This is a genomic window from Methylobacterium brachythecii, from assembly GCF_014196345.1.
GTDB classification, from domain to species: Bacteria; Pseudomonadota; Alphaproteobacteria; order Rhizobiales; family Beijerinckiaceae; genus Methylobacterium; species Methylobacterium brachythecii.
In genome coordinates, this window is the sequence record NZ_JACIDN010000006.1 from 258,596 (window position 1) to 283,583 (window position 24,988).

The window sequence follows — 24,988 nt, forward strand, 5'->3', positions numbered from 1 at the left end:
CCAGCGCGGCGCCGCCGACCGTGTGGTGGAGAGCGCGGCTCCGCTTTCGGGATATTCGTGCCAGCGGCGGACCGGCGGGAACATCCCTGAAGGCCTCCAAACACTTTCAAGAGAAACTTGATAATGTCGCGGGACTGCGGCCGGCGCGATCATCTAAGGAAAGGGCATGTCCTACCTTGATAACGTGAGCGTTTTCGTCCGCGTCATTGAACTCGGAACGCTTTCTGCGGCAGGGCGCGATCAGCGCGTCACGCCGGCCGTCGCCAGCAATCGCATCAAGGAGCTCGAGCGGCATCTCGGCGTACGGCTCTTCAACCGCACCACGCGCAAGCTCACGCCGACCGAGCATGGACGGGTATTCTACAAAGGCGCGATCAAGATCATCGAGGCCGTGAAGGAGGCGGAAGGCACCGTCGCCGACCTCTCGCAGAACCCGAAGGGCGCAATCCGGATCACGGCGCCCCTCGGCATCGGGCGGCGTCTGATCGCGCCCGGCATCCCCGCCTTCCACGCGATGTATCCCGACATAGAAGTGAGGCTGCGCCTGTCCGACCACAACGTCGACATCGTGAGCGAGGGCATCGACATCGCGTTCAAGCTCGGCGTGCTCGAGGATTCGAACCTGCGCATGCGCGGCATCCTCAACAGCGAGCGGGTCATTTGCGCGGCGCCCACCTATCTCGAGAGGCGGGGAACGCCCGCGACCGCCGATGCCCTGATCGCGGACAAGCACGACTGCCTCTTGCTGCGCTATCCGGGCTCGAAGGAATATTTCTGGACGCTCCAGACGGCCGATGGCCTGCGCAAGTTCGAGATCTCGGGACCCTATGATTCCGATGATGGCGACGTCCTGACCGAATGGGCCCTTGAGGGGCACGGCATCATCAACAAGCCGCTGTTCGAGGTGAAAGGGCACCTGAACAATGGAACGCTCGTCGAAATCCTCGCGGACAGTCCGCCGGCACAGGTCCAGCTGGCGGCGATCTATCCCCACAAGCGGTTCCAGGATCCAAAGGTCCGCCTGATGATCGATTTCATGGCCGAACGCTGTCAGCGGCTGATCGGCAAGATGCTCGAGGAGAGGCCGACGAAGCCCCGTCGACAGGGACCGCGCTAGACCTTTTCGCGTTCTGTTCGGACCGAGGTCGTTACCCCTCGGTGTTGGCGCGCGCTCGTCCCGTCTTGCGGTCCTGCGGTTCGGCGAGCGTCGCCGTCAGGATCTCCGCGGCAACCAAGGTCGCGATGACGGAAGGTCGCTTGTCCTTGACCTTGCCGCCGATCGGGCAAATCAGACGATCGAAGAACTTCGTCCCTCCGGCCTCGCGCGCAAGCCAGTTGCGCAACGTCGCTCTCTTCGTCTTCGATCCGATCATGCCGACATAGACGGCATCATCCCGCTGGAGGGCCTCGGCGACGATCAGGAAGTCCAAGGCGTGATCGTGTGTCAGAACCACGAAGGCGCTTCTCGGCGGAGCGTTGCGGACGACCGCCTCCGGCATGGGCGTGAGACAGGTTTCCACGCCGAGCACGGGGCAGGCGGACAACTCCCCTTCACGCGTATCGACGAGGACGACCCGCAGAGGTGCGAGCGCGAGAGCCGCAGTCAGAACCCGTCCGACATGGCCGGCTCCGAAGACGTAGACGTGCGGCCGCGCTGCCATCTCGGCGTTGCTGCGTGCCACGAGCTGCAGGGCGGTCTCCTCCGTCACGTGCGCCAACGACAGGCCGACACGTCCGCCGCAGCATTGGCCAATCGCAGGTCCGAGCGGCACGTCGAGGTTTTCGGCGGCGAAGCCGTTGCGGAGCGCCCGGCGTGCCTGGTCGATCGCCATGAATTCCAGCTGCCCGCCGCCGATCGTGCCGTACAACCGCGTCCGCGACACCACCATCCAGGCGTCCGTATCGCGCGGCGTCGATCCAGCCGCTCCCGACACCGTGACGAGAACGCAGCTCGGCTCGGCACGCAGGAATTCACGAATGTTCTCGGTTGGAGGCAGCATGGCTTCCGTTCCTCGCCGAGTATTTATCGGCAAGGCACGCGCGCTCAGGTAGCGAGTTGGTCCTTCGAGACTTTCAATCAAACCAGGGGCAATCGATCCACGTCGTGATCGTCGTGCCGGCTGTTTCCGCCGCATGCCGCGCCATTGTGTTGCGACGCGATCAACAGATCCAGCGGATCTTGCCAAGGTCACGACACCGTCGCGCGTCCTGTTCACAGATGACGGGCTGCCGGTCCGACCTGCTCGCTCGCGGCCGTCGCACCCGCGCCCGGCGGCTCGCGACGAATGTATTGGAAAAGTTGAAACTGTTTAATCTCGACGCGCGGAATGTCGACCTAGCTTAGTTTCTCCCGAATCTGCACTGTCCGCCATCGCGACTGAAAGCAATGCAGCCATGCATAGCTTTTCCAACGGCCCGGCCAGCACTTCGGCCGGATTCGTCTTCGCGAGACCAGGATCACGAGGCGGGACATACACGCGCTCGGATCACGTAGTGTTCGGCGGCGCGTAAGACGTCCGCCAACGGGAGGATAGAATGTTGGATCGGCTGTTCAAGCTGAGCGAGAACGGCACGTCCGTTCGCACGGAAGTCATTGCGGGCATTACGACATTTCTCACGATGTCGTACATCATCTTCGTCAATCCCGACATTCTGTCGACAACGGGCATGGACCGAAGCGCGGTCTTCGTCGCGACCTGTCTCGCCGCCGCCCTCGGGACACTGGTCATGGCCTTCGTCGCGAACTGGCCGATCGGTATGGCCCCGGGCATGGGCCTGAACGCCTTCTTCGCCTTCACCGTGGTCGCAGCACTTGGCTTCACCTGGCAACAGGCTCTCGGCGCCGTTGCCATCTCCGGCGTCATTTTTTTCATTCTCACGGTCACCGGCATCCGGAGTTGGCTGATCGTCGGCATCCCGCATTCGATGCGCAGCGCGATCGCCGTCGGCATCGGACTGTTCCTCGGCATCATCGCGATGCAAAGCGCCGGTATCGTCGTCGACAGCCCGGCAACGCTGGTCACCCTCGGCGACCTTCACAAGACCGGTCCGCTGCTCGCGATACTCGGGTTCCTGATCATCGCCGTCCTCGACGCCCTGCAGGTGAAGGGCGCGATCCTGATCGGCATAATCATCGTGACAATTCTGTCCTGGCTCCTCGGCGCCGGCGAGTTCCGGGGCGTCTTCTCCACACCCCCGTCGATCCTGCCCACCTTCATGCAGCTCGACATCGTCGGCGCGATGCACGGCGGCCTGTTCCACATCATCCTCGTGTTCGTCCTGGTCGAAGTCTTCGACGCGACGGGGACCCTGATCGGCATCGCCAAGCGGGCCAATCTGATCGAGGAAGGCAAGCCGAACCGCCTCAGCCGCGCGCTGCTCGCCGACAGCACGGCGATCGTCGCAGGCTCGCTCCTGGGGACCAGCAGCACCACGGCCTATGTCGAGAGCGCCTCCGGCGTTCAGGCAGGCGGAAGAACCGGGCTGACGGCGCTGATCGTCGCCCTGCTGTTTCTCGCCGCGCTGTTCATCTCGCCGCTGGCGACCTCGGTCCCGAAATTCGCGACGGCACCGGCGCTGCTCTACGTCGCCGGCCTGATGATGCGCGAACTGGTCGAGGTCGACTGGGACGATGTCACGGAGGCGGCACCCGCAGCGCTCACGGCTCTCGGAATGCCGTTCACCTATTCGATCGCGAACGGCCTCGCTTTCGGCTTCATCAGCTACGTCGGCATCAAGGTCTGCACGGGACGATGGAAAATGCTCCATCCGGCAACGGTGATCGTCGCAGCTCTCTTCGTGATCCGGTTCGCGTTCTTCTCGGGCCACTGAGACTAAAGAGCGATCGACAGCTGCCTTCAGGCTATCGGGGAATAGAACCCGGCCCAGATCACTGGGCCGGGTTTTTTGCGCGCGCGTCGTTCACCGAACGATACCGGGGCGCGACCCAAGGCGTGGATTGGCGACCGCGTGCCGACTTCGGCGGGCCTGAGTCGTTCATTCCACCGCGTTCGCGAGGTCGCCTCGGGCGGGCTTTCAGCCGCAACGCCCGGACCGAGATCGAACTGACATCTGTGCTCCGCCCGATCGGGCCGAGCTTCGACCGGGCCGGTCGAGCTACGAGAGACAACTGAGAAGACCACGATGCGGCGGTTCCGAGGTGGCATATGCGGGTAGGCCACATTGAGCGGAACCGCGTCGAGGCTGGACGTGTGGTCACCGTGCTCAGGCCGCCAATCTCGAAAGGATCGCAGGCGGCGCGGAAGTGCCGATGTCGGCGACAGGGACGCCATCGCTACCTTACCGCACGCCGCTCGGCAAAATGACGCCATCCCGTCATGCCGGGCTCTGACCGAAACCGGTCGGAATCCCGCACGACGCGATGGCGTGAAACATCGAAGGCGGCGTGACGCCGCGAGGATCGCCTATCGACCGTTCTCGAGCCAAGCTGCGATCTGGGCACGCTCGTCGAGGGTCATCTCGGAGACGTTGTTCGGCGGCATGCTGTGGGTCAGCACCGCCTGATGGCGGATGGCTTGCGCCTGCCGCGCGATCGCTCCTTCGGAATCGAGGAGGACGCCTTTCGGAGCGATGCGGATCCCGTCGAATGCTGGCTCTGCCGCATGGCACATCGCGCAGCGGCCCATGACGAGTTCGACCACGTGCTCCGGAGGCGCCGAAAGTGCGGACACCTTCGTTGGCGTCGGTGCCGCCGACGCGGTCACGACCGTCGGCGAAACCTCTGCCCGGGCGGGCAGGCCAAGAAGCGATCGGCCGCCGGCGCTGCCCGTCAGAGCGACGGCGAAAGCGGCGGCAAGTCCTGCAGCGGCCGCTCCCCACGCCCACCAGGGGGAACGATCATGATCGGCATGCCGAACGTTGTAGAAATAGCGGATCACGGCGCCCGACGCGGTGATCAAGGCCACGACCAGCGGGATGGTGGCCCGGCCGTCGAACAACATCGGATAGTGGTTCGAGATCATCAGCAGCACGACCGGCAGCGTCAGATAGTTGTTCTGCATCGAGCGCTGCTTGGCCTGCTTGCCGAGCGCCGGATCGGGCTTCTCGCCCTTCATCAGCGAGGCGACGACCTTGCGCTGGTTCGGGATGATGATGAGAAACACATTGCCCGCCATCCAGGTCGCCATCAGCGCACCCGTGTGGATCAGGGCGCCGCGGCCGCTGAACACCTGGGTGAAACCGTAGGCGGCGGCGGTGATGACCACTAGGCCGATGGCAGCGAGAGTGCCTTCGTTGCGTCCGAGAGGCGACCGGCAGATGCCGTCGTAGATGGCCCAGCCGACCGCCAAGGCACCGACGCCCAGGCCGATCGCCGAGGCCGGCGAAAGATCCAACACCGCCGGATCGACCAGATAGAGCTTGGACTGCGCGTAGTAGACCCAGGCAAGCAGCACGAAGCCCGACAGCCAGGTCGTGTAGGCCTGCCATTTGTGCCAGGTCAGATCCGGCGACATGTGGGACGGCGCGACGAAGAACTTCCGCATCTCGTAGAAGCCACCGCCATGGACCTGCCAGGCCGCCGCGCCTTCGCCCGCCGGAATGTCCGGGGTCCGCTTCAACGACGCGTCGAGATGCATGAAGAAAAACGACGAGCCGATCCAGGCCATCGCCGCGATGATGTGGAGCCAGCGCAGCAGCAGGCTCCCGTATTCCCAGACAAAACTATCCACGACGCGGTCTCTCCTGACTATCGCGTCGATCGTAGCGGTCCGTCCCGAATTGAAAGCCTTCGAAATTCCCCTTCAGTTTCCGAATTTTTCGGAAGATCGACGGCATCACGCTTCGCCGTCGATCTGAGATCTTCAATCCGGCAGTAGCGCCGCTCGGAGGAACCTGTCGCTGTCAGCCGTCCATCGGAGGCGGCGAGGGCAGCTTGTCGCGTAACCGCAGCCACGCGATTTTCTCGATCTGACGAAGTGCTTCCTTGAACTCCTGCTCCACGTCGTTCCGCAGCCGGTCGTCGAAAGCCGCAAGGATCTCCTGCTTGTTCCGACCTTTGATGGCCATGATGAAGGGATGACCGAAGCGGGTCTGATAGGCCGTGTTGAGCTCTTGGAAGCGCGCCAGTTCCTCCTTCGTCAGGGTATCGAGCCCCGCACTGCCCTGTTCTGTGGTCGACGCGTGCGTGAGCTGGCCGGCCAGGGCGAGCCGCCCGGCCAGTTCGGGGTGCGCGAGAATGAGTTCCCGCTTCCGATCCCTCGGCAGCCCCCGAAGGACGCCCACGAGAGTGGCATGGAGACCTTCGGCCAGGTCGTCGCGGTCACGCAGCCCCGTCCGCCAAGCCCGGACGGCGATCTCGGGCGTATCCTCGAAGATGTCGCCGAAGCGCGCCACGAACTGGCCCTGGCTCATGCGGCTCGGCGTCAGCCCCTTCGGGGGATGATGCTCGATCCAGTGCCGGGCAATGTCGATGCGCCGCGGCATCCAGACGCCTTCGTGCCCGGCGACGTAATCGAGGAAGCGCACAAGCGAGGCCAGTCGCCCCGGGCGGCCGATCAGGCGGCAATGCAGCCCGACCGACATCATCTTCGGAGCGGTGGCGCCTTCGGCATAGAGCGTGTCGAACGTGTCGCGGAGATAGGTGAAGAACTGATCGCCGGAGTTGAAGCCTTGCGGAGTGGCGAACCTCATGTCGTTGGTGTCGAGGGTATAGGGCACCACGAGACCCGTGCCGGCCTCGCCGCCGATCCAATAGGGCAGGTCGTCGGCATAGGCGTCCGATAGGTAAGCGAAGCCCCGTTCGATCCCCAGCTCAAGCGTGTGGACGGAGGATCGCCCCGTGTACCAGCCGAGGGGAGGCGACCCCGTGACCTCTGTGTGCAGACGGACCGCCTCGTCCATGGCGGCGGCCTCGGCCTCGCGGGTGAAGTCGCGGTAGTCTATCCATTTCAGACCGTGGCAGGCGATCTCCCAATCCGCCTCGCGCATGGCCGCGACCGCCTCGGGGTTTCGCGCGAGCGCGGTAGCGACGCCGAAGACCGTCACCGGCACGCGACGCTCGGTGAAGAGCCGCCACAGCCGCCAGAACCCGGCCCGCGAGCCGTATTCGTAGATCGACTCCATGTTCATGTGCCGCTGGCCAGGCCACGGCACGGCACCGACGATCTCGGAGAGGAACGCTTCCGACGCAGCATCGCCGTGCAGGATGCAGTTCTCGCCGCCTTCCTCGTAGTTCAGCACGAACTGGACCGCGACCCGCGCGCCACCGGGCCAATTGACCTGAGGAAGTCGACGGCCATATCCAATCATGTCGCGGGACGTCTGCATCTTCGATCCTGTACGCGGCAGCACTTTTCGGCGCTCTTTCGATGCCCCAGGATAACGGGCCCGTGCCGGACGGCTTTTCTGATTTTTTTGAAAGACTTTCGGCAATCGCCCCGTAGTGCGCCGCCGAGAATATGCGGCACTATCGGACGGACCAAAAAGCTGTCTCAATTGAACTGCGTTCACGCCAGCCCGATCTGAGATCGCCGCTAGACTTTGTACCAATGCACGCAGTTCTGCAGGAGCGCGTTGGAGATTTGCGTCGAGAAATTGCGACGGGCCGTGATGGGTCCGTTGCAACGGAAGCAGACCGCGATCGAGTGGCGCGGCCGCATAGGGCCGGCGGCCATCGTCATCGAAAGGCACCGCGCCGGGAAGGATCAACCTTCGCGTCACGCTGCACACTAAAGAAGAATACGTCCATCTCGAAGAGACGGAAAAGCGATCGAGCACGGCACGCGGCAATAGACCGTGTGTATCGATCGTATATTTATTAGGGGGAAGCTAAAGTGCTTTTGCGTGTACTCGCGGCAACCGCGCTATTTCTCGTGCCGACATGTCAGGCCTTCGCGAAGGACTTCGGCGACAACGAGCCGGCGGAGGTTCGGACCGCTCCACCGAAAGAGGCGCCGTTCTTCCTGTTCACCGATACACAGGTGAGCTTCCGCTATCAGTTTCCCTCGGCCGAGCCGGGCGTTCAGGTGCAGCGGGCGGATGGCAGCTTCGCCACGCGTGGCATCCCGAAATACATCACCAGCATCTCGCATGCCGATGCTTGGGCCTACGGCACCAACTTCTTCTCGCTCGACATCCTGAAGTCGGCCAACCAGGACCCGGCCGGCACGACGAATGCGCCCGGCGGCTTCGCACAGTACGATTACGGCGCGACCGAAGCCTACGGCCTCTACCGTGGTACGCTCAGTTTGAACGCCCTGACGGGCACCAAGGCCTTCGTGCTCCCCGGCATCGTCAAGGACGTCTCGCTCGGCTTCGGCTTCGACGCGAATTCCAAGAACACCGCCTTCGGCCCGAAGAAGCGTGACGTCGTCGGTGGCTTGACCTTCTCCGTCGACGTGCCGACCGGCTTCCTCAACGTGTCGGTCAACGCCTACAAGGAGTGGAACCGCAACGGCTTCAACCTGCAGCCGAACCGCGACGTCAGCTTCGACACGGTCCCCGAGTTCGAAATCGTCTACAACTTCCCGCTGACTTTCATTCCGGGTGTCCCGCTCTCGGTCGCGGGCTTCAACAACATCGTTATGCCGAAGGGGCGGGGCGTCACGGACGTCAACGCCTTCGCCTTCAATCCGAAGACCGGCGTCGAATTTCTCTCGCGTACCAATCTCGTGCTCGATCTCGGCAAGCTGATCTGGAATCAGCCCAACAGGCTCGATGCCTTCGTCGGCTTCGAATACTGGTACAACAAGTTCGGCAACGTCGAGCGCGCAGACTTCAAGGGCACCGAGCAGAAAAGCTTCCTGGCCGGATTTGCCATCCATCTTTTCTGACCGGCGACAACCATCGGCCGAGCGACATTCCCGCTCATGAGACGGAAGCAGCACAATAGGCTGCTTCCGATTGCTTTTTGCATTTGCTGATCGTCTCTCGCCGCACGGAGAGCGACCGAAAGATTGACCGAGAGCGGATCAAGAAGCCGTGTCGCCTCCCGACGATGGCCCGGCTTTCGAAAAGTTCGGAAGCTGATTCCAGGTTCTAGCCGCGCGAAGATCGGGCCCTTTGGCTAGGTTGGATCGCTGGGGCACCCGACAGAACGGCCGAACCCATGGCCGATCCCGGATCTTTGGGATGGACCGTCGTCTGGCCGTGCCAGATTTCGAGACCCGGAGGCAGCGGCATCATTCGTCCCGCGTGCCGATATCAGCGGAGTTTGAGTGGATCCATGGCCCGTTCCTATCATGGCCCTGCGGGTGGGTTGCCCGACCAGTCCACCTTGCACACCGGTCGAGCCGTGTTCACGGAAGCCTACGCGGTCATACCGATGGGCGTCATGAGCGACATCGTCACGAGCGCTCTGCCGCTCTGGCGTGGAACCCGAGCCTGGATCCTGGCGCGGCCGATGACGGGCTTCTCCGAGACCTTTTCCCAGTATCTGGTGGAGACCGCGCCCCAAGGCGGCAGCGATCGTCCGGAGCCCGACCCGGGCGTCGAAGGCGTGCTCTTCGTGGTCGAAGGCGAACTGACCGTGACGTCAGCTGGCCGGCCGCAGCGCCTCGAAGCCGGCGGCTATGCCTATCTGCCGCCCGGCGCCGATTGGTCGGTCCGGAACGAAGGCGGCGTGCGCGCGCGCTATCATTGGGTCAGAAAACGCTACGAGGCGGTCGAAGGCCTCGACGTTCCGGAGGCATTCTTCACCTCCGACGACACCATCGAACCGGTCGCCATGCCGGGCACGGACGGTCGCTGGGCTACGACGCGCTTCGTCGATCCCACCGATCTCCGCCACGACATGCACGTGAACGTCGTCACTCTGCAGCCCGGAGCCGTCATTCCGTTCGAGGAAACGCACGTCATGGAGCACGGGCTCTTCGTGCTCGAGGGCAAGGCGGTCTATCGGCTCAATCGTGACTGGGTCGAAGTGGAGGCCGGCGACTTCATGTGGCTGCGCGCCTTCTGCCCCCAGGCCTGCTACGCCGGCGGCCCGGGGCCGTTCCGGTATCTGCTCTACAAGGACGTGAACCGGCACGTCGGCTTCGGCAAAGCGGGGGTCTGACATGGCCACCGAAGCAAGGACATTGACGCTCCGTCCGCTGACCCGTGAGGCCTTCGCGCCATTCGGCGACGTGCTCGATCTGCGCGGCGATCCTCCGAGGCCGATGAACGGCGAAAAGGCTCTGCGCTATCACGCGTTGGGCAGCGCGTCGGTCGCTGGCGACGAGGCGCGAGTCGTCATCAGCATGGTGGTGTCCAAACCGGTCTCCGGCCTCGTCGAGGTCGCGATGGTCGAACGCCATCCACTCGGATCCCAGGCCTTCATGCCGCTGGGGGAGGGGCGTCTCCTCGTCATCGTTTGCCCAGACGAGGATGGCCGGCCCGGACAGCCGCAAGCATTCGTCGCAGCAAGCGGGCAGGGCGTGAACTACCACGCCGATGTCTGGCATGGCGTCCTTGCGCCGATCGACAAGCGGCAGAGCTACTTGATCGTCGACCGCGACGGTCTGGGGAATAATCTGCAGGAGCACTTTTTCGACGCACCTTGGCTGATCCAGTTGCCAGGATCCGGCCTCGATCTCGACGGTGCAGCGAAGTCCTGATCGGCAAGTTGTTCGGAGCGGGCATCGGGGGCGAAATGTTCGTCCTGAAGCCTCCGGGCCTCATCGGGGGACTGCTGCGGTAGGACGCGCCGAAGAGCGGTGCGGGCTTCCGATATGTTCGTAGGAAGCTTCCAGATTTGCGGTGTAGCTGGCAGCAGCCCGCATAGATGAGATCTGTCCGAAGAATAGGCTCTACGGGCCCGTTGGGCCTCGTTGCACATCGAGACCCGAGGAATTCACATGGCACCGTCGGCTTCCCGTCGCCTCACGACCCACGTCCTCGACACGGCCGCTGGACGGCCGGCGGCAGGTCTGTCGGTGAAACTATGGCGTCTCGTAGGGGAAGAGCGGACCATCGTCGCGAGCGTCCAGACGAATGCGGACGGCCGATGCGACGCACCGCTGCTCGCCGACGAAGCCCTGCAGCCGGGCACCTACGAGATCCTTTTCGACGTCGGCGAGTATTTTGAGCGAAACGGCGTCGCTTCGAACTTTCTGGATCTGGTCCCGGTACGCTTCCAGGTCGCCCCGGCTTCGGAAGGCCCGGCGCACCTGCACGTGCCGCTGCTGATCTCACCCTACGGCTACAGCACGTATCGGGGCAGCTGATCGACCGGCGGCAGCGACAGAGCTCTCGGGGCAGACACGAAGACGCCCACCACGGCGAACCGGGTGGGCCGAAGTCGTCGATAAAGCGACGCCATGAAGTACTGAGCTCGGTACCGGATGATCGGGAGCCGAAGCCGCTGACATCTGCGGCATCGGCCTTCGCGCGTGCTTCCAGCCGGCTCCCCCGCGATCTTCAGAGGTCCACGTCGATCGCGATGCCTCTGGCAACGGCCAGATCGACGACGGCCGACGCGACGGCAAGATCCTGGAGCCCGACGCCGGTCCCGTCGAACAAGGTGATCTCGTCGTCGCTGCGACGGCCCGGATCCGTGCGATTGATGACGGCGCCGATCTCGACGATCCCGTCTGCGCTCAGCAATCCGCGCCCGACGGCATGCTGCGCCTCGCCGATCGTGATCGACTGGGCGATCTCGTCGGTAAAGACGGTCGCAGCCGCGACGAGCTCCGCCTCAACTTCCTGCTTGCCCTTCGTATCGGTACCCATGCAGGCCAGATGGGTGCCGGGCCGGACCTGCGCGGCCTTCAGGATCGGCTCGAAGGAGGAGGTGATCGTGATGATGACGTCCGCCTGCCGGCCGAGCTGATCGAGATCGACGCTCTCGAACGGCAGCCCGCGCTCCTTCGCCACCGAGGCGAGCCGCTCCAGAGCCGCAGGCTCGATGTTCCAGCCGATCACCTTCTCGAAGGGGCGCTGGTCGAGCGCCGCCTTGAGTTGGAAGGTCGACTGATGGCCGGCGCCGATCATGCCGAGCACCCTGGCGTCCGGCCGGGCGAGGTACTTGATCGAGACGGCCGAGGCTGCCGCCGTGCGAAGCGCGGTCAGCAGGTTGCCGCCCACGGCCGCGCGACAGCGTCCGCTATCCGCATCGAACAGGAAGACTGTCGACTGGTGGTTCGTCAGCCCCTTGTCGATATTGCCGGGCCAGAAGCCGCCCGACTTCAATCCGAGCGCCAGGCTCTCGCGATCGAAGCCGGACTTGAAGCCGTACAGGGCGTCGGCGTGCCCGATGGCTTCCCGGATGACCGGGAAGTTGTAGGCCGACTTCCTCGCCATCGATCCGAAGACCTTCTCGACCGCAGTGAAGCAGTCTGCGGGCGAGATCAGACCCGCGATCGCACGTTCCGGAACGATTATCATCGGCATAGCTCGTTCGAATCAGAGAGGGGATGCAGTTCGGATCGCGGCGGGATTAGTACGCCTTGCCACGGGCAGAGACCGGCCAGAGCGTTTCGACCTTCCCGTTGCGGACACCCACGTACCAGTCGTGGACGTTGCAGGTCGGGTCGCAGTGGCCCGGAACGAGGCGGAGCTTCTCGTTGATCTTGAGGACGGCGTCCTTGTCCTCGACGACCCCGTGCTCGTCGGAGCACTTGATGTATTTGACGTCGTCGCGGCCGAACACGAATGGCAGGCCACTGTCGACCGACTGCGCCTTGAGGCCGGCATCGACGACGGCCAAGTGCTGCTTCGCGTGGCTCATCACGGACGTGAGGATGAACAAGGCGTTCTCCCACTCGCCCTGGTCGATGCGCTTGCCGTCCTTGTCGTGGATGCGGCCGTAATCGGCATCCATGAAGGCGTACGACCCGCACTGCAGCTCGTTGAACACGCCCGACTTCGATTCGAAGTAGTACGACCCGGTACCGCCGCCCGACACGAGCTCCGGCTCGAGATCGATCGCGACTAGGGCGTCGACCGCCTCCCGGACCTGGGCGATGGCGGTGTCGAGCTTGGCCTTGCGATCCTCGAAGCTGTCGATGTGCTGCATGGCGCCCTGGTAGGCCTGCAGGCCTGCGAAGCGCAGCCCCGGAGCCGAAGCGATCGCCTTGGCGATCTCGACCACGGCCTCACTCGTCTTCACGCCGCAGCGGCCGGCGCCACAGTCGATCTCGACGAAGCAGTCGAGGGTCGTCCCGTGCTTCTGCGACGCTGCCGACAGGTCGGCGACGTTCGCGAGATCGTCCACGCAGACGATGACACGACCGCCGAACTTCGGAAGTCGAGCGAGGCGGTCGATCTTCGCGGGGTCGCGGACCTGGTTGGATACGAGGATGTCCTTGATGCCGGCCCGGGCGAACACCTCGGCCTCGGAGATCTTCTGGCAGCAGACGCCGACCGCGCCGCCGAGCTCGATCTGAAGCTTCAGGACGTCGACCGACTTGTGCATCTTGCCATGGGCGCGATGGCGCATCCCATGCGCCTTCGCATAGTCGCCCATCTTCTTGACGTTGCGCTCGAGCGCATCGAGGTCGAGGATCAGACAGGGCGTCTGGATGTCGGCTTCGTCCATCCCCGGCAGCGCCGGCACGTCGAAGCCGACTTCGAGGTCTGCAAGATTGGTGTGGGCGTTCATCGTTGCTGTCCTCAGTTCCAGGGCAAGTTGTCGAGGTCGACATTGCCGCCAGTGATGATCACGCCGACCCGCCTTCCGGCGAATGTCGTGGGATTTTTCAGGATCGCGGCGAACGGTACTGCGCTTGAAGGCTCCATCACGATCTTCAGACGCTTCCAGATCAGCTTCATCGCGTCGACGATCTCCTGTTCGGAGGCGGTCTGGATGTCGGTGACGTGGTTCCGAACGAAGTGCCACGTGAGATCCTTCAGAGGGACCTTCAGGCCGTCGGCCACGGTGTTCGGCGCATCGTCGGCGATGATGTGCCCAGCCTTGAAGCTGCGGTAGACATCGTCCGCCTGCTCTGGCTCGGCGGCGTAGATCCGCACCTTCGGCGCGAGATTGGACAGCGTCAGGCAGGTTCCGGAGACCATGCCGCCGCCGCCGATCGGTGCCACCACGGCATCGAGTTCGTCGACCTGCTCGATCAATTCGGCCGAGCAGGTGGCCTGCCCGGCGATGACGCGTGGATCGTTATAGGGGTGCACGAACTCGGCGCCGGTCTCGGCGACCACCTCGGCGAAAACCGCCTCCCGACTGGAGAGCGAGGGTTCGCACTCGACGACCCGGCCGCCATAGCCCCTGACCGCATCCTTCTTCGCCTGCGGCGCCGTGCGCGGCATGACGACCGTGCAGGGCACGCCCCGGCGACCGGCCGCGTATGACAGGCAACTGCCGTGATTGCCGCTGGAGTGAGTCGCGACGCCCCTCACGGCTTGCTCGTCCAACAGCCCGAAGACCGCGTTCGAAGCGCCTCGGGCTTTGAACGCTCCGGCCTTCTGCAGATTCTCGCATTTGAAGAACAGCTGCGCGCCGGTCAGCTCGTTCAGGATCCGCGACGTCAGGACCGGCGTGCGGTGCACGTACGGCGCGATGCGACGCCGCGCCTCCAGCATGTCTTCGAGGGTCGGAATGTACATGGTTCCGGCTTCCGTCATGCCGCCTCTCTCTGGATGGCTGCGTGGCCCTGCCGGTAGAATTCCTGGGCCGCAGCGACGCCCGAACCCAGCCGGATCGGGAGACCCAGATCGACGAGTACCATCTCGGCCGTCGCGATCCCGGACAGCGCCATCACGTCGGTCAAGCTGCCGAGATGACCGATGCGGAAGACTTTCCCGACGACGTCGCCCAGGCCCGTTCCGAACGACACGCCGTAGGCGTTGAGCGCGTGGGCAACGAACCTGTTGGCATCGAAGCCGTCCGGGACGCGGATGGCGCTGACCGTATCGGAATGGAGGTCCGGTCGGACGGCACAGAGGTTCATCCCCCAGGCTGCCACGGCCTGTCTGACGCCCCCGGCGATGCGGTGGTGCCGGGCGAAGACGTTCTCGAGACCTTCCTCGAGCAGCATGTCGCAGGCGATCTTGAGCCCGTTCAGCAGCCCGACCGGAGGCGTGTAGGGGTAGGCATCGTTGGCATACCCTTTCGCCATGTCGCGGATGTCGAAGAAGGTCCGTGGAAGCTTGGCAGTCTGAATGGCCTTAAGCGCCCGCTGCGAAAACCCGACGATCGCCAGGCCCGGCGGCAGCATGAAGCCCTTCTGGCTCCCGGTGACCGCGACGTCGACACGCCAGTCGTCCATCCGGAAGTCCATCGAACCGATCGAGCTGACGCCGTCGACGAGGAAGAGCGCGGGGTGCCGGGCTGCGTCCATGGCTTCCCGGACCGCACCGATGTCGGAACGGACGCCCGTCGCCGTCTCGTTGTGGGTCGCGAGGACCGCCTTGATGCGATGCTGCTTGTCGGCCGCGAGAATCTCTTCGAACCGGGCGGCCGGGACACCTTCACCCCATTGCTGGGGAACCACGATCACGTCCAGTCCATGGCGCTGGCACATGTCGATCCAGCGATGGCTGAACATCCCGTTGCGGGTCGCCAGCACCTGATCGCCGGGCGACAGGACATTGCTGATCGCGGTCTCCCAGCCACCGGTTCCGGTGGAGGGAAACACGAAGACTTCGGCCTGAGTGGTCTTCAGGACCTTCTTCACCCCTTCGAGCGCGGGCTTGAGGATCTTCCCGAAGATCGGGCTGCGGTGGTCGATGGTCGGCATGTCGACCGCCTTCCGGAGCACCTCGGGGATGTTCGTCGGGCCGGGAATGAAGATTGGGTTCTGGGTATTCATGATCACGTCCTTGCCTCGGACGAACAATTACCACGAGCCGGAAAAGCGGTATATTTTTTTAAAAACGTTTTTCATTCTGACGAAGAAGTCTGTTTGTGCAGCAACAGGAATAGCTTACATTTTATCGCTGTGCGTGATCGATTTTCACGATAGGTGCTTCTGAAATTCCGAAGGGTCGAGGAGCTGCAATGGACAAGCCGATCCGCCGCCGTGGACGTCCGAAGAGCATCAAGCCGGTCGAGCAGCCTTCGGGCATCCAGGCGCTGAACAGGGCTCTGGACGTCCTCGAAGCACTCGTCGAGCATGAAGGCGTGACGCTGACGGAACTTGCCGGCTATCTTGGGCAATCGACGGCGACCATGCACCGCGTGCTCAACACCCTGGAGAGCCGGCAGTACGTCGAGACCGATCCGAAGAGCCAGGAATGGTTCGTCGGTCCGGAAGCATTCCGGCTGGGCTCGGCATTCCTACGGCACACCAACATCGTCGAACGCAGTCGTCCCGTCCTGCGGGAGCTCATGGCCAAGACCGGCGAGACAGCGAATCTGGGGATCGAGTCGGACGGCGTGGTGCTCTTCGTGAGCCAGGTCGAGACGCACGAGACGATCAGGGCGTTTATCCCGCCCGGGACGAAATCGCCGTTGCACGCGTCCGGTATCGGGAAGGCGCTCTTGAGCACCTTCGACGAGAAGGCGCTCGCGACGTACCTGCGTACCGCGGATTTCGCCCGTTTTACGAACAGGACGATCGGGGGAGCCGAGGATCTGGCGGCAGAGATCCAGAAGACGCGAACGCTGGGCTATTCCATCGACGACGAAGAGCGGACGACCGGCATGCGCTGCGTCGCGGCTTCGATCTTCAACGCCTACGGGGAGGCGGTGGCCGGGATATCCGTCTCCGGACCGACGGTCAGAGTGCATGAAGCCCGGATACCCCAGATCGGGAAATGGGTCGCGGGCGCGGCCCGTGATATTTCCGAGCGCCTGGGCGCCAATAGGGCGGCCCAATCAGGCTAACGCTTCAATGTGCGCCGTCACTTCGTTCAAGCGGTTCGGTTGTGAGCCGCCGAATCGAAGAGACGCCGCATTCAAGACGCCTCCTCCAATCAAGCGAAGGCTGTGTCGGGCAAGAACCGAAAATTTACTTCGGATGGCCGCGTAGTTATGCCGCTCGAATGTTACTCAGGAACCGCTCTACTTCGCTGGTGAGGCATTCCGACTGGCGCGAAAGGTTCGCGGCGGCTCCCACGACTTGGGCCGACGACGTGCCGGTTTGTTCTACGGCTCCCGCCACCTCGGCGATGTTCGTGGTGACTTCGTCCGTGCCGATCGAGGCCTGCGCGACGTTTCGAACGATCTCCTGCGTCGCCGCGCCCTGCTCCTCCACCGCCGCGGCGATCGAGGTCGCAACGCCGCTGATCTCGCGGATGCGTTTTGTGATGCCCTCGATCGCCAGGACCGAGTCGCCCGTGGCCGCCTGAATGCATCCGATCTGCGCGGTGATCTCGTCGGTGGCTCGCGCCGTCTGTCCGGCGAGATCCTTGACCTCTGCGGCGACGACGGCGAAGCCGCGGCCCGCCTCGCCGGCCCGTGCCGCTTCGATCGTCGCGTTCAGGGCCAAAAGGTTTGTTTGGGCGGCGATCGAAGCGATCATCGCGACGGCGTCGCCGATGCGCGTCGCCGCCCCGCTGAGTTCCTTGACCAGAATTCCGGTCTGATCGGCCTCGGACACGGCCTGGTGGGCGAGCCTCGCCGAATTGTCCACCTGTCGGCCGATCTCCTGCACCGAGGATCCAAGTTCCTCGGCTGCGGCCGCCACGGTGCTGACGTTCGAGGATGCCTGTTCGGCCGCCGCCGCCACGTTGAAGGACCTGCTCGCCGCTCGGGTCGCGACGGCCTCCATCGTCTGTGCCGTCGCATGCAGGTCGCCGGCCGATGCCGAAACAGAGCCGACGATGTTGCCGACGACGGACTCGAAACTGTCGGCGATGCCATTCATCATCAGCTTGCGCTGGCCATCGGCGTCGCTCTGCGCCACGGCAACTTCCCGCTCCAGCGCTTCCTTCCTGATCAAACCTTCCTTGAAGCCGGTGATGGCCCGGGCCATCGCGCCGATTTCATCGGCTCGGGCAGTGAACGGGATTGTGACCGTCAGGTCGTTCCCGGCCAGCGCGGTGACAGAGGAGGTGATCCGTTGCAGCGGTCGCACGATAATCTGCCGGAGCAGCACGGCAATTGCCGCGGTTGCGAGCAGCGCAGCGACGGCGGCCAAGGGTGCGGCAAATCTCTGCTGCCGAAACGTCTCGGACTTCAACTCGGATGCAAGCAGAAGCCGGCGCTGTTGCAGTTCGGTGGCGCGATCGGTGTCCTTCATGACCTGTTCGAGAAGCGGCCATGCTTCTCCGGATCGCTCGATCTGCATTGCTGCGGCGTTGGTGGCGGGATTCAATGCCAGCGAAACCTGGCGATCGTAGACCGTACGCGTGAGCTTCTCGACGGCCTGCCGAAGGCTTGCGGTCACGGACGCCATGTCATCGTCGCCGAGGCTCAGCGCTTTGAGGTTGACGAACTGCCCATCGATCTGAGTCAGACGATCGCTGTAGATATTCTGCAGATAGCCACTGCCGGTGATCGTCATTCCGCGGACAAGGGCCTGCACATCGACGATGTGCATCTGTATTTCGCGAAGGACGACGGTTTTTTCCCATTCACGATTCGTGGACTGAGACACTGTCTCGACGTTAGATTGACTTATATAATTGTAACCGGAATAACAAATAATGATTCCCGCCAAAATCGCATTGGCGATAGCGAACTTGGCGATTATGCTGAGTTTGGACATGAGAGCACCGAACAATCTTGCGGTAACTCGTAAGAATTTAAATAGTATAATATAATTTATTGTAAACTGCGCAAAATACTGCGGAAAGCGCCATGTTGATCTGAGCTGGAATTCTAATTGTGCAACGAATGCTGATCGCTCCGATAATTTCGATCGCCTTGCGCGGCCGGGACTCCGCCCAGGGCCATTAGCAATCGTAGTGTGCAGATGAGCTATTTCTACATTTCGATCATCTTGCGTCGGACGTGAACGTCAAAATTTCCGAAGGTCCTTGCGGAATTTTCCAACGTTCCCGACGCTGCGCCAGAGAGAGCCGAACCGTGGCCGCGTCCGGTCAGGCGCCCGTGGCGCGACGCTTACCCAACAGCGGCCGCACTTCCTCCAGCATCGCCATCATGATCGCAGGCACGCCTGCCATCACGAACACATTCTTCATCCGGAAGCCGGGAGCCTTCGCCATCGGGCTGACGATGAGATCCGCGCCGAACGGGATCCGAGCCATACGGAGGCGCGCGGCGTTGAGCTTGCCAGGTTCGAGACGCTCGAGAAGCATCGCCCTTGCGCGCGGGTCGACATCGATCCCGACGCCGAACGCGGAAGCGATGCTGTCGGCCGTCACGTCGTCGTGGGTCGGCCCGATCCCCCCGGTCGTCAGGACGTAGGTATACCGGGTTCGCAGCGCATTCACGGCGTCGACGATCTCGCTGCACTCGTCCGGAACGATGCGGACTTCGCGCAGGTGGACGCCGACCTCGGTCAGCATGTCCGCGATGACGCCGAGGTTTTGATCCTTCGTGTGGCCGGACAGGACTTCATCCCCGATGAGGATAACGGCGGCGGTAGTGGGACGCTCGGTCATCACGGAACCTTCGGATTCCAGCGAGAGCCTATGCGACCGCGGCCGGCTTCTTGACCGACTGAACCGCCATGAGGATGGCTTCGGGCGTGCACGGCGCGTCGAGCACTGGATCGGATCCCGGACCGCCGGCGGCTCTTACCGCATCGCGAACCGCGAGCCAGACCGAGAACCCGAGCAGCATCGGCGGCTCCCCCACCGCCTTCGATTTGAAGATGCTGTCCTTCACGTTCTCGTTCTTGAAAAGGCGCGTCGTGAACTCCGCAGGCACGTCGTTGGCCGTGGGGATCTTGTAGGTGCTCGGCGCATGCGTCAGCAGCTTGCCGTTCTTGGGGTGCCAGACCAACTCCTCGCTGGTGACCCATCCCATGCTCTGAACGAAACCGCCTTCGACCTGTCCCACATCGAGCGCCGGGTTCAGCGATCGACCGGCATCGTGGAGCACATCGGCGCGCACGAGGCGCCACTCGCCGGTCAGGGTATCGATCATCACCTCGCTGATGGCAGCGCCGTAGGCGTAGTAGTAGAACGGGTTTCCGCTCATGGTTTCGCGGTCCCAGTGGATCTCGGGCGTGGCATAGAACCCGTCCGACCAGAGCTGGATGCGCGAGACGTAGGCTTTCGCCACGAGCTCTTCGAAGCTGAGGTTGGTTCCGTTGACTTGGACCCTGCCGCCACTGAGGACGACGTCCTCCGGCTCGCCGCCGTAGATCTGGGAGGCGAAGGCCTCGAGACGCCTCCTGATCTGGCGTGCAGCGTCCTGAGCCGCCTTGCCGTTGAGATCGGCGCCGGTCGAGGCCGCCGTCGCGGACGTGTTTGCGATCTTCTGCGTATCGGTCGCCGTGGAGCGGACGCGCTCGAACCGCACGCCGAGCTCCTCCGCGACGACCTGGGCGACCTTGGTGTTCAGGCCTTGCCCCATCTCCGTGCCGCCGTGGTTCACGATGATCGAGCCGTCCGTGTAGACGTGGACCAGTGCCCCTGCCTGATTGAGATGGGTGAGGTTGAACGAGATACCGAACTTGCAGGGCCCGATATTGATGCCCTTCTTCAGGACCGGGCTCGACGCGTTGAACCGTTCGATCGCTTCCCGCCGCGCCCAGTAGCCGCTCGTCCGGAGCAACTCGCCCGTCAGCTCGTGGATGACGTTGTCGACGATCACCTGGCCGTACGGCGTGACGTTGTTCTGGCGGCGGCCGTAGAAGTTGGTATGCCTCACGGTGACCGGGTCGAGGTTCAGCGCGCCGGCGACACGGTCGAGGATCGCCTCGATCGCGAAGGCTCCCTGTGGGCCTCCGAAGCCGCGGAAGGCCGTGTTGCTTTGCGTGTTGGTCTTCGCCGTGTAGCCGCGGATGGCGACGTTCGGCAGCCAATAGGCGTTGTCGAAATGGCAGATCGCCCGCGTCATAACCGGGCCCGACAGATCGGTCGAGAACCCACAGTTCGAGATCATGGTCAGATCGGCTGCAATGATCAGCCCAGTGGCGTCGAAACCCACCTCGTAGTCGTATTCGAAGCCGTGTCGCCGGCCCGTGATCATGAAGTCGTCGTCGCGGTCGAGCCGCAGCTTGACAGGCCGGTTGAGCTTCGCGGCCGCCATGGCGACGACGCAGACGTGGAGGCCGGACTGCGACTCCTTACCACCGAACCCGCCACCCATGCGCCGGCACTCGACGTGGACGCGGTTCGCAGGCACGCCGAGCGCGTGGGATGCCATCAGCTGCATCTCCGACGGATGCTGCGTCGAGCACTGGATCTTGACGCCGCCATCGTCAGCCGGCGTCGCGTAGGCGATCTGGCCTTCCAGGTAGAACTGCTCCTGCCCACCCAGACTGAGGGTGCCCTTCAGGCGATGCTCGGCGGTCGCCATCGCCTCCGCCGGATTGCCGCGCGTCAGATGCATCGGCGGCAGGATGAAGCTCTGCCGGGAAACCGCCTCCCTGGGATCCAGGACGGCCTCGAGCGGCTCGATGTCGAGAACCTTGCTGGCCTTGGCAGCCGCACGCCGTGCGATCAGCCGGTTCGTCGCAACGACGGCGAAGACGGGCTGCCCGACATACTGCACGGTGTCCTTCGCGAAGATCGGGTCGTCGTGCACGACCGGACCGCAATCGTTCACACCGGGTATGTCGGCGGCTGTCAGGACGGCCACGACGCCGGGAATGGCACGCAGCGCCTCTATGTCGATCGACTTCAGCCGTCCATGTGGGATCGGCGACAGGCCGAGCGCGACGTGGAGCGTTCCTTCGGATTCCGGAATGTCATCCGTGTAGTAGGCGCGGCCGCTGACATGGAGATGGGCTGACTCGTGCGGGCGTGAGATTCCGACCTGCGCGACGGGCGTTCCAACGAGTTCGCTCGGCTCGAAATGCTTGTTCATCGCCGCCTCTCACTGCCGCATGGTCGCGTAGATGCTGGTCTGATCGGGCGCCAAAGCCGGTAGCGTTCCGCTTCTGGTCTCCAGCCAGAAGCGTTCGAGGAGGTTCGCCACGACGAGGGTGCGATAGTTCGAGCTGGCCCGCAGATCCGTCATCGGCGTGAACGCCGAGACAAGGGCGGCCTTCGCCTCTTGGAGAACCGCCTCGGACCAGTCGCTCCCGACCACCACCGCCTCCGCTTCGGATGCGCGCTTCACGGTGGCGGCCATGCCGCCGAAAGCGAACCGGGCCTGGGTGATCGCACCGTCGGCAGAGCGCTCGATCATCAGGCCGGCACAGAGAGCCGAGATGTCGGAATCGTAGCGCTTGGAGACCTTGTAGACCCGAACCTCCTGGCCGGCGGCCGGCAGCGGCACATCGATGCGCTCGAGGAATTCGCCCTCTCTCATCTCGTTCTTCATGTAGTCGAGATAGAACCGGTCCAGCGGTATCCGACGCTGCTCCTTGTTCTTCCGGAGGATCAGCTCGGCGCCGAGCGCCATCAGGGTCGGGGGACCGTCCCCGATCGGCGAGCCGTTCGCGACGTTGCCTCCGATCGTCCCTGCATGACGGACCGGTGGAGAGGCGAAACGGGTGTGGACCTCGCTGAGCGTCGGCCAGTGGGCCACGAGTGCCTTGAACGCGTCCTCGAGGGGCGTGGCAGCCCCGATGCGGAGATACCCGTTGCTCCGCTCGATGACCTTCAGCTCATCGACGGCGCCGATGTAGAGCACGTCGCCGATGTCCCGCATCTGCTTGTTGACCCAAAGCCCGATGTCGGTCGCGCCGGCCAGAAGTCTGGCTTTGGGTTCGGCTTCTCGAAGCTCGGCGAACTCCGCGAGGGTCCGTGGCGCCCAGTATCGCGCCTGCGAGCCTTCATAGCGTGCCGATGCCTCTCCGATCTGCAGCAAGGCCCGCTCGATACGCCCGGTGTCGATCCGCTTCCTCGGTAGGTCGAACATCAGTTGTCCGGCCTCCAGGATCGGACGATAGCCGGTGCAGCGACAGAGGTTGCCGGCGAGATCGTCCGAAAGCTCCGCGCGGGTCGGATGCGTGCCGGCCTCACAGTGCTTCTCGTATGTGGCGGTCAGCGTCATGACGAAGCCGGGCGTGCAGAAGCCACACTGGGAGCCGTGGCATTCGACCATCGCCTGCTGGACCGGGTGGAGGGCATCGTCGTCGTCGCCTTCGGTTGCCTGCCGAAGGTCCTCGACCGTCAGAAGTGCGCAGCCATCCAAGGTGGGGAGAAACTTGATGCATGCATTCATCGGTCGGACCGACAGCCGACCGATCCGCACGGCATTTGTGTCATCGGGAGTCGGGAGTCCCCCGGCGCTCACCGGAGCCATCTCGGCGACGAGCACCGTACAGGCCCCGCAGTCGCCTTCAGCGCACCCCTCCTTGGTCCCCTTCTTCCGCGCGGTCTCCCGCAGCCAATCGAGGACCGTCGCTGTCGGCTCGGCATCAGCGATCTCAACGATCCGACCGTCGTGATAGAAACGAATTGGGGCTCTGGCCTGCATCCTGACGTTTCCTGACGCTTCTTCTCTCCTCCGCGGCCCCGAACTTCGAGCGTACGCGGAAGTTGCCGGTCTCGATCAATCGGCGGCAAGAGCCCCGCGCCCGGACCTGGAAGTCGTTCCGGATCGGGGCACCTGGCCATTGCGCTCTGTGAACGCCCATCCGGCCACCAGACGCGCTCATTCGTGCGACGATCGCTCCCGACGGGAGAGTGAACGGGATGTCTAATCGCGCCTCCCTAGCCCAGCCAGACATGAAATCCGTGAACACCTTCCAGCGGAATCGAAGTCCCGAGCCGTGGTTCGCGGGAGAGGAGAGCCTTTCCGAGGAGCACGGCTACGCTTCGAAGCTACCGGTCGTTCGGTACGAAACCCTGAAACACCTTCCGAAAAAGCAGAGAAATAGAAGGGCGGCCGGCAGGACTGCAGCGGCGATCACTCAACGCCAGATTTTTGTCAGACGACTGATTTCGCTTGTTGAATCTGTGTTCCGAACCGGATCCCAACGTGGATTTTGATCGCGAGATGTCGAAGCCATCGACATGGGAACTGCATCTCGATTGCGATGCGCAAACCAACTGCCGCCTTTCCGATCGAGATTAATTCGCTAGCGTCGAAACTGAAGCGAAGAAATCCGGCGGAACGGACACTGCAAGTTGATCTCACTCGAAAGCATCCGGACGTTCATCCGTGCAGCCGAGTCCGGCAGCTTTTCGGCGGCCGGCCGGCATATGAGGATCTCGCCTTCGGTCGTCAGCTACCGCGTGCAGTGCCTCGAAGATCACCTCGGCTGCCTGTTGCTGACCCGAACGACCCGCAACATGAGCCTCACGGACGCCGGTCGACAGTTCTACGACCATTGCGTCGACGTCCTCGCGTCGGTCGAGGCTGCGGAAAAGAGCGTGGAGACGGCCGGGGCGAGTCCCCGCGGAGTCTTGAAAGTCGCGGCGCCGCTCTTGCTGGGCAGCCAGGTCGTCGCTCCTCTCATCCCGCGGTTCCGTGAACGCCATAGCGAAACCAGCGTGAACCTCAGGCTGTCGGACAGCTTCGTCGACTTCGTGCAGGAATCCATCGACATCGGAATTCGGATGTCGGTGATGGCGGATTCCAGTTTCACGCTGAGGAAGATCGCCGAGATCGAACGGGTGTTCTGTGCCTCGCCCAGCTATCTCTCGGAGGCGCCACCGCTCGAACGGTCCGCCGATCTCCTGAACCACTCCTGCCTGCTGCTCCGGTTTCCGGGATCCGAGCAATACCGCTGGACCATGACCGAACAGGACGAGACCATCACCCTGCCGGTGGCCGGGGAGTTGGACGCGGACAATGGGGAAGTTCTCACGAAATGGGCGCTCGACGGCTTCGGTATCGCGATGAAGCCGCTCTTCGAAGTCGCCCCTTACTTGGCAGACGGTCGTCTGGTTCAGGTTCTGCCGGCAGTGTCACCGGTCTCAGTCACGCTCGGACTGCTCTACCCGTCCCGCAAACTGCTGCCGAACCGGGCCAAGACGTTCATCGGCATGGCAACCGAAGAGATCCGAAGACACCTCGGACAACAACTGGCTCTGGTGGGACGTCAGCTGCCATGACGGATCGCGGAGCACGTCTCGCGTGACGAGGAGCCAGATAAAGGGCTTGCCGTGCCGAGGGCAC

At 63.6% G+C, this 24,988-nt stretch carries 18 protein-coding genes and 1 pseudogene; 8 read left to right on the top strand and 11 right to left on the bottom strand.

Annotation, left to right across the window (positions count from 1 at the left end; genetic code table 11):
* Window positions 1–166: 166 nt before the first annotated feature.
* Window positions 167–1,117 (top strand): LysR family transcriptional regulator, encoded by a 951-nt coding sequence (locus tag GGR33_RS17205; RefSeq protein ID WP_183507424.1) that lies wholly within the window; start codon window positions 167–169, stop codon window positions 1,115–1,117.
* Between the two features lie 31 nt (window positions 1,118–1,148).
* Here GGR33_RS17205 and xdhC read toward each other — a convergent pair whose 3' ends face one another.
* Complete coding sequence (gene xdhC, locus GGR33_RS17210; RefSeq protein WP_183507426.1) at window positions 1,149–2,000, bottom strand: xanthine dehydrogenase accessory protein XdhC; 852 nt, start codon at window positions 1,998–2,000, stop codon at window positions 1,149–1,151.
* Between the two features lie 535 nt (window positions 2,001–2,535).
* On the opposite strand from xdhC, the gene GGR33_RS17215 reads away from it, so the two are divergent.
* Entirely contained in the window at window positions 2,536–3,831 is a 1,296-nt protein-coding gene (locus tag GGR33_RS17215) for an NCS2 family permease (RefSeq protein WP_183507428.1), read from the top strand.
* 593 nt (window positions 3,832–4,424) lie between these two features.
* Here GGR33_RS17215 and GGR33_RS17220 read toward each other — a convergent pair.
* Together GGR33_RS17220 and puuE are read right to left on the bottom strand one after the other, a co-directional pair.
* Window positions 4,425–5,690 (bottom strand): urate hydroxylase PuuD, encoded by a 1,266-nt coding sequence (locus GGR33_RS17220; RefSeq protein WP_183507430.1) that lies wholly within the window; start codon window positions 5,688–5,690, stop codon window positions 4,425–4,427.
* 172 nt (window positions 5,691–5,862) lie between these two features.
* A complete protein-coding gene (gene puuE / locus GGR33_RS17225; RefSeq protein WP_183507432.1) occupies window positions 5,863–7,287 on the bottom strand; it encodes an allantoinase PuuE in 1,425 nt (474 codons plus the stop codon).
* Window positions 7,288–7,793: 506 nt separating this feature from the next.
* Between puuE and GGR33_RS17230 the strand changes: the two genes are divergently transcribed.
* The 4 genes from GGR33_RS17230 to uraH all read left to right on the top strand — a co-directional run bounded on the left by GGR33_RS17230 (window position 7,794) and on the right by uraH (window position 11,165).
* The gene (locus GGR33_RS17230) at window positions 7,794–8,792 is read left to right on the top strand and encodes a hypothetical protein (protein WP_183507434.1); all 999 of its coding nucleotides are present in this window, start codon (window positions 7,794–7,796) and stop codon (window positions 8,790–8,792) included.
* 392 nt (window positions 8,793–9,184) lie between these two features.
* Window positions 9,185–10,015, top strand: coding sequence for a bifunctional allantoicase/(S)-ureidoglycine aminohydrolase (locus GGR33_RS17235; protein ID WP_183507436.1), 831 nt, complete (start codon window positions 9,185–9,187; stop codon window positions 10,013–10,015).
* 1 nt (window position 10,016) lies between these two features.
* On the top strand, window positions 10,017–10,556 hold the full coding sequence (locus GGR33_RS17240; protein ID WP_183507438.1) for an ureidoglycolate lyase: 540 nt from the start codon (window positions 10,017–10,019) through the stop codon (window positions 10,554–10,556).
* A gap of 240 nt (window positions 10,557–10,796) precedes the next feature.
* Window positions 10,797–11,165 carry a hydroxyisourate hydrolase gene (uraH, locus tag GGR33_RS17245; protein WP_183507440.1) on the top strand — a complete coding sequence of 123 codons (369 nt, stop codon included), beginning with the start codon at window positions 10,797–10,799 and terminating at the stop codon, window positions 11,163–11,165.
* 193 nt (window positions 11,166–11,358) lie between these two features.
* Here the strand turns inward: uraH and bhcD are convergent, their stop codons facing one another.
* Genes bhcD through bhcA form a run of 4 tightly spaced genes read right to left on the bottom strand, consistent with a single transcriptional unit; the run spans window position 11,359 to window position 15,704 of the window.
* A complete protein-coding gene (bhcD, locus tag GGR33_RS17250; protein ID WP_183507442.1) occupies window positions 11,359–12,324 on the bottom strand; it encodes an iminosuccinate reductase BhcD in 966 nt (321 codons plus the stop codon).
* Window positions 12,325–12,376: 52 nt separating this feature from the next.
* Window positions 12,377–13,540 (bottom strand): 3-hydroxy-D-aspartate aldolase BhcC, encoded by a 1,164-nt coding sequence (bhcC, locus tag GGR33_RS17255; RefSeq protein ID WP_183507444.1) that lies wholly within the window; start codon window positions 13,538–13,540, stop codon window positions 12,377–12,379.
* 11 nt (window positions 13,541–13,551) lie between these two features.
* Window positions 13,552–14,499: a beta-hydroxyaspartate dehydratase BhcB gene (gene bhcB, locus GGR33_RS17260; protein ID WP_183507733.1), complete on the bottom strand. Its 948-nt coding sequence runs from the start codon at window positions 14,497–14,499 to the stop codon at window positions 13,552–13,554.
* 14 nt (window positions 14,500–14,513) lie between these two features.
* Entirely contained in the window at window positions 14,514–15,704 is a 1,191-nt protein-coding gene (gene bhcA / locus GGR33_RS17265; RefSeq protein WP_183507446.1) for an L-aspartate--glyoxylate aminotransferase BhcA, read from the bottom strand.
* A gap of 188 nt (window positions 15,705–15,892) precedes the next feature.
* Between bhcA and bhcR the strand changes: the two genes are divergently transcribed.
* Complete coding sequence (bhcR, locus tag GGR33_RS17270; protein WP_183507448.1) at window positions 15,893–16,720, top strand: HTH-type transcriptional regulator BhcR; 828 nt, start codon at window positions 15,893–15,895, stop codon at window positions 16,718–16,720.
* 145 nt (window positions 16,721–16,865) lie between these two features.
* On the opposite strand, the gene GGR33_RS17275 is transcribed toward bhcR, so the two are convergent.
* The 4 genes and pseudogenes from GGR33_RS17275 to xdhA form a co-directional block, all read right to left on the bottom strand.
* The gene (locus GGR33_RS17275; protein ID WP_183507450.1) at window positions 16,866–18,545 is read right to left on the bottom strand and encodes a methyl-accepting chemotaxis protein; all 1,680 of its coding nucleotides are present in this window, start codon (window positions 18,543–18,545) and stop codon (window positions 16,866–16,868) included.
* A gap of 361 nt (window positions 18,546–18,906) precedes the next feature.
* A pseudogene (locus GGR33_RS17280) lies at window positions 18,907–19,404 on the bottom strand (competence/damage-inducible protein A); the annotation flags it as partial.
* Between the two features lie 28 nt (window positions 19,405–19,432).
* On the bottom strand, window positions 19,433–21,781 hold the full coding sequence (gene xdhB, locus GGR33_RS17285; RefSeq protein WP_183507454.1) for a xanthine dehydrogenase molybdopterin binding subunit: 2,349 nt from the start codon (window positions 21,779–21,781) through the stop codon (window positions 19,433–19,435).
* A gap of 9 nt (window positions 21,782–21,790) precedes the next feature.
* The gene (gene xdhA / locus GGR33_RS17290; RefSeq protein ID WP_183507456.1) at window positions 21,791–23,341 is read right to left on the bottom strand and encodes a xanthine dehydrogenase small subunit; all 1,551 of its coding nucleotides are present in this window, start codon (window positions 23,339–23,341) and stop codon (window positions 21,791–21,793) included.
* A gap of 653 nt (window positions 23,342–23,994) precedes the next feature.
* Here xdhA and GGR33_RS17295 point away from each other — a divergent pair.
* Entirely contained in the window at window positions 23,995–24,924 is a 930-nt protein-coding gene (locus tag GGR33_RS17295) for a LysR family transcriptional regulator (RefSeq protein WP_183507458.1), read from the top strand.
* The last annotated feature ends 64 nt before the right edge of the window (window positions 24,925–24,988 follow it).

Coding starts and splice junctions, on each gene's coding strand:
- GGR33_RS17205 (WP_183507424.1), top strand. CDS start 167: ATGTCCTACCTTGATAACGTGAGCGTTTTCGTCCGCGTCATTGAACTC.
- xdhC (WP_183507426.1), bottom strand. CDS start 2,000: ATGCTGCCTCCAACCGAGAACATTCGTGAATTCCTGCGTGCCGAGCCG.
- GGR33_RS17215 (WP_183507428.1), top strand. CDS start 2,536: ATGTTGGATCGGCTGTTCAAGCTGAGCGAGAACGGCACGTCCGTTCGC.
- puuE (WP_183507432.1), bottom strand. CDS start 7,287: ATGCAGACGTCCCGCGACATGATTGGATATGGCCGTCGACTTCCTCAG.
- GGR33_RS17235 (WP_183507436.1), top strand. CDS start 9,185: ATGGCCCGTTCCTATCATGGCCCTGCGGGTGGGTTGCCCGACCAGTCC.
- GGR33_RS17240 (WP_183507438.1), top strand. CDS start 10,017: ATGGCCACCGAAGCAAGGACATTGACGCTCCGTCCGCTGACCCGTGAG.
- uraH (WP_183507440.1), top strand. CDS start 10,797: ATGGCACCGTCGGCTTCCCGTCGCCTCACGACCCACGTCCTCGACACG.
- bhcD (WP_183507442.1), bottom strand. CDS start 12,324: ATGATAATCGTTCCGGAACGTGCGATCGCGGGTCTGATCTCGCCCGCA.
- bhcC (WP_183507444.1), bottom strand. CDS start 13,540: ATGAACGCCCACACCAATCTTGCAGACCTCGAAGTCGGCTTCGACGTG.
- bhcB (WP_183507733.1), bottom strand. CDS start 14,499: ATGTACATTCCGACCCTCGAAGACATGCTGGAGGCGCGGCGTCGCATC.
- bhcA (WP_183507446.1), bottom strand. CDS start 15,704: ATGAATACCCAGAACCCAATCTTCATTCCCGGCCCGACGAACATCCCC.
- bhcR (WP_183507448.1), top strand. CDS start 15,893: ATGGACAAGCCGATCCGCCGCCGTGGACGTCCGAAGAGCATCAAGCCG.
- GGR33_RS17275 (WP_183507450.1), bottom strand. CDS start 18,545: ATGTCCAAACTCAGCATAATCGCCAAGTTCGCTATCGCCAATGCGATT.
- xdhB (WP_183507454.1), bottom strand. CDS start 21,781: ATGAACAAGCATTTCGAGCCGAGCGAACTCGTTGGAACGCCCGTCGCG.
- xdhA (WP_183507456.1), bottom strand. CDS start 23,341: ATGCAGGCCAGAGCCCCAATTCGTTTCTATCACGACGGTCGGATCGTT.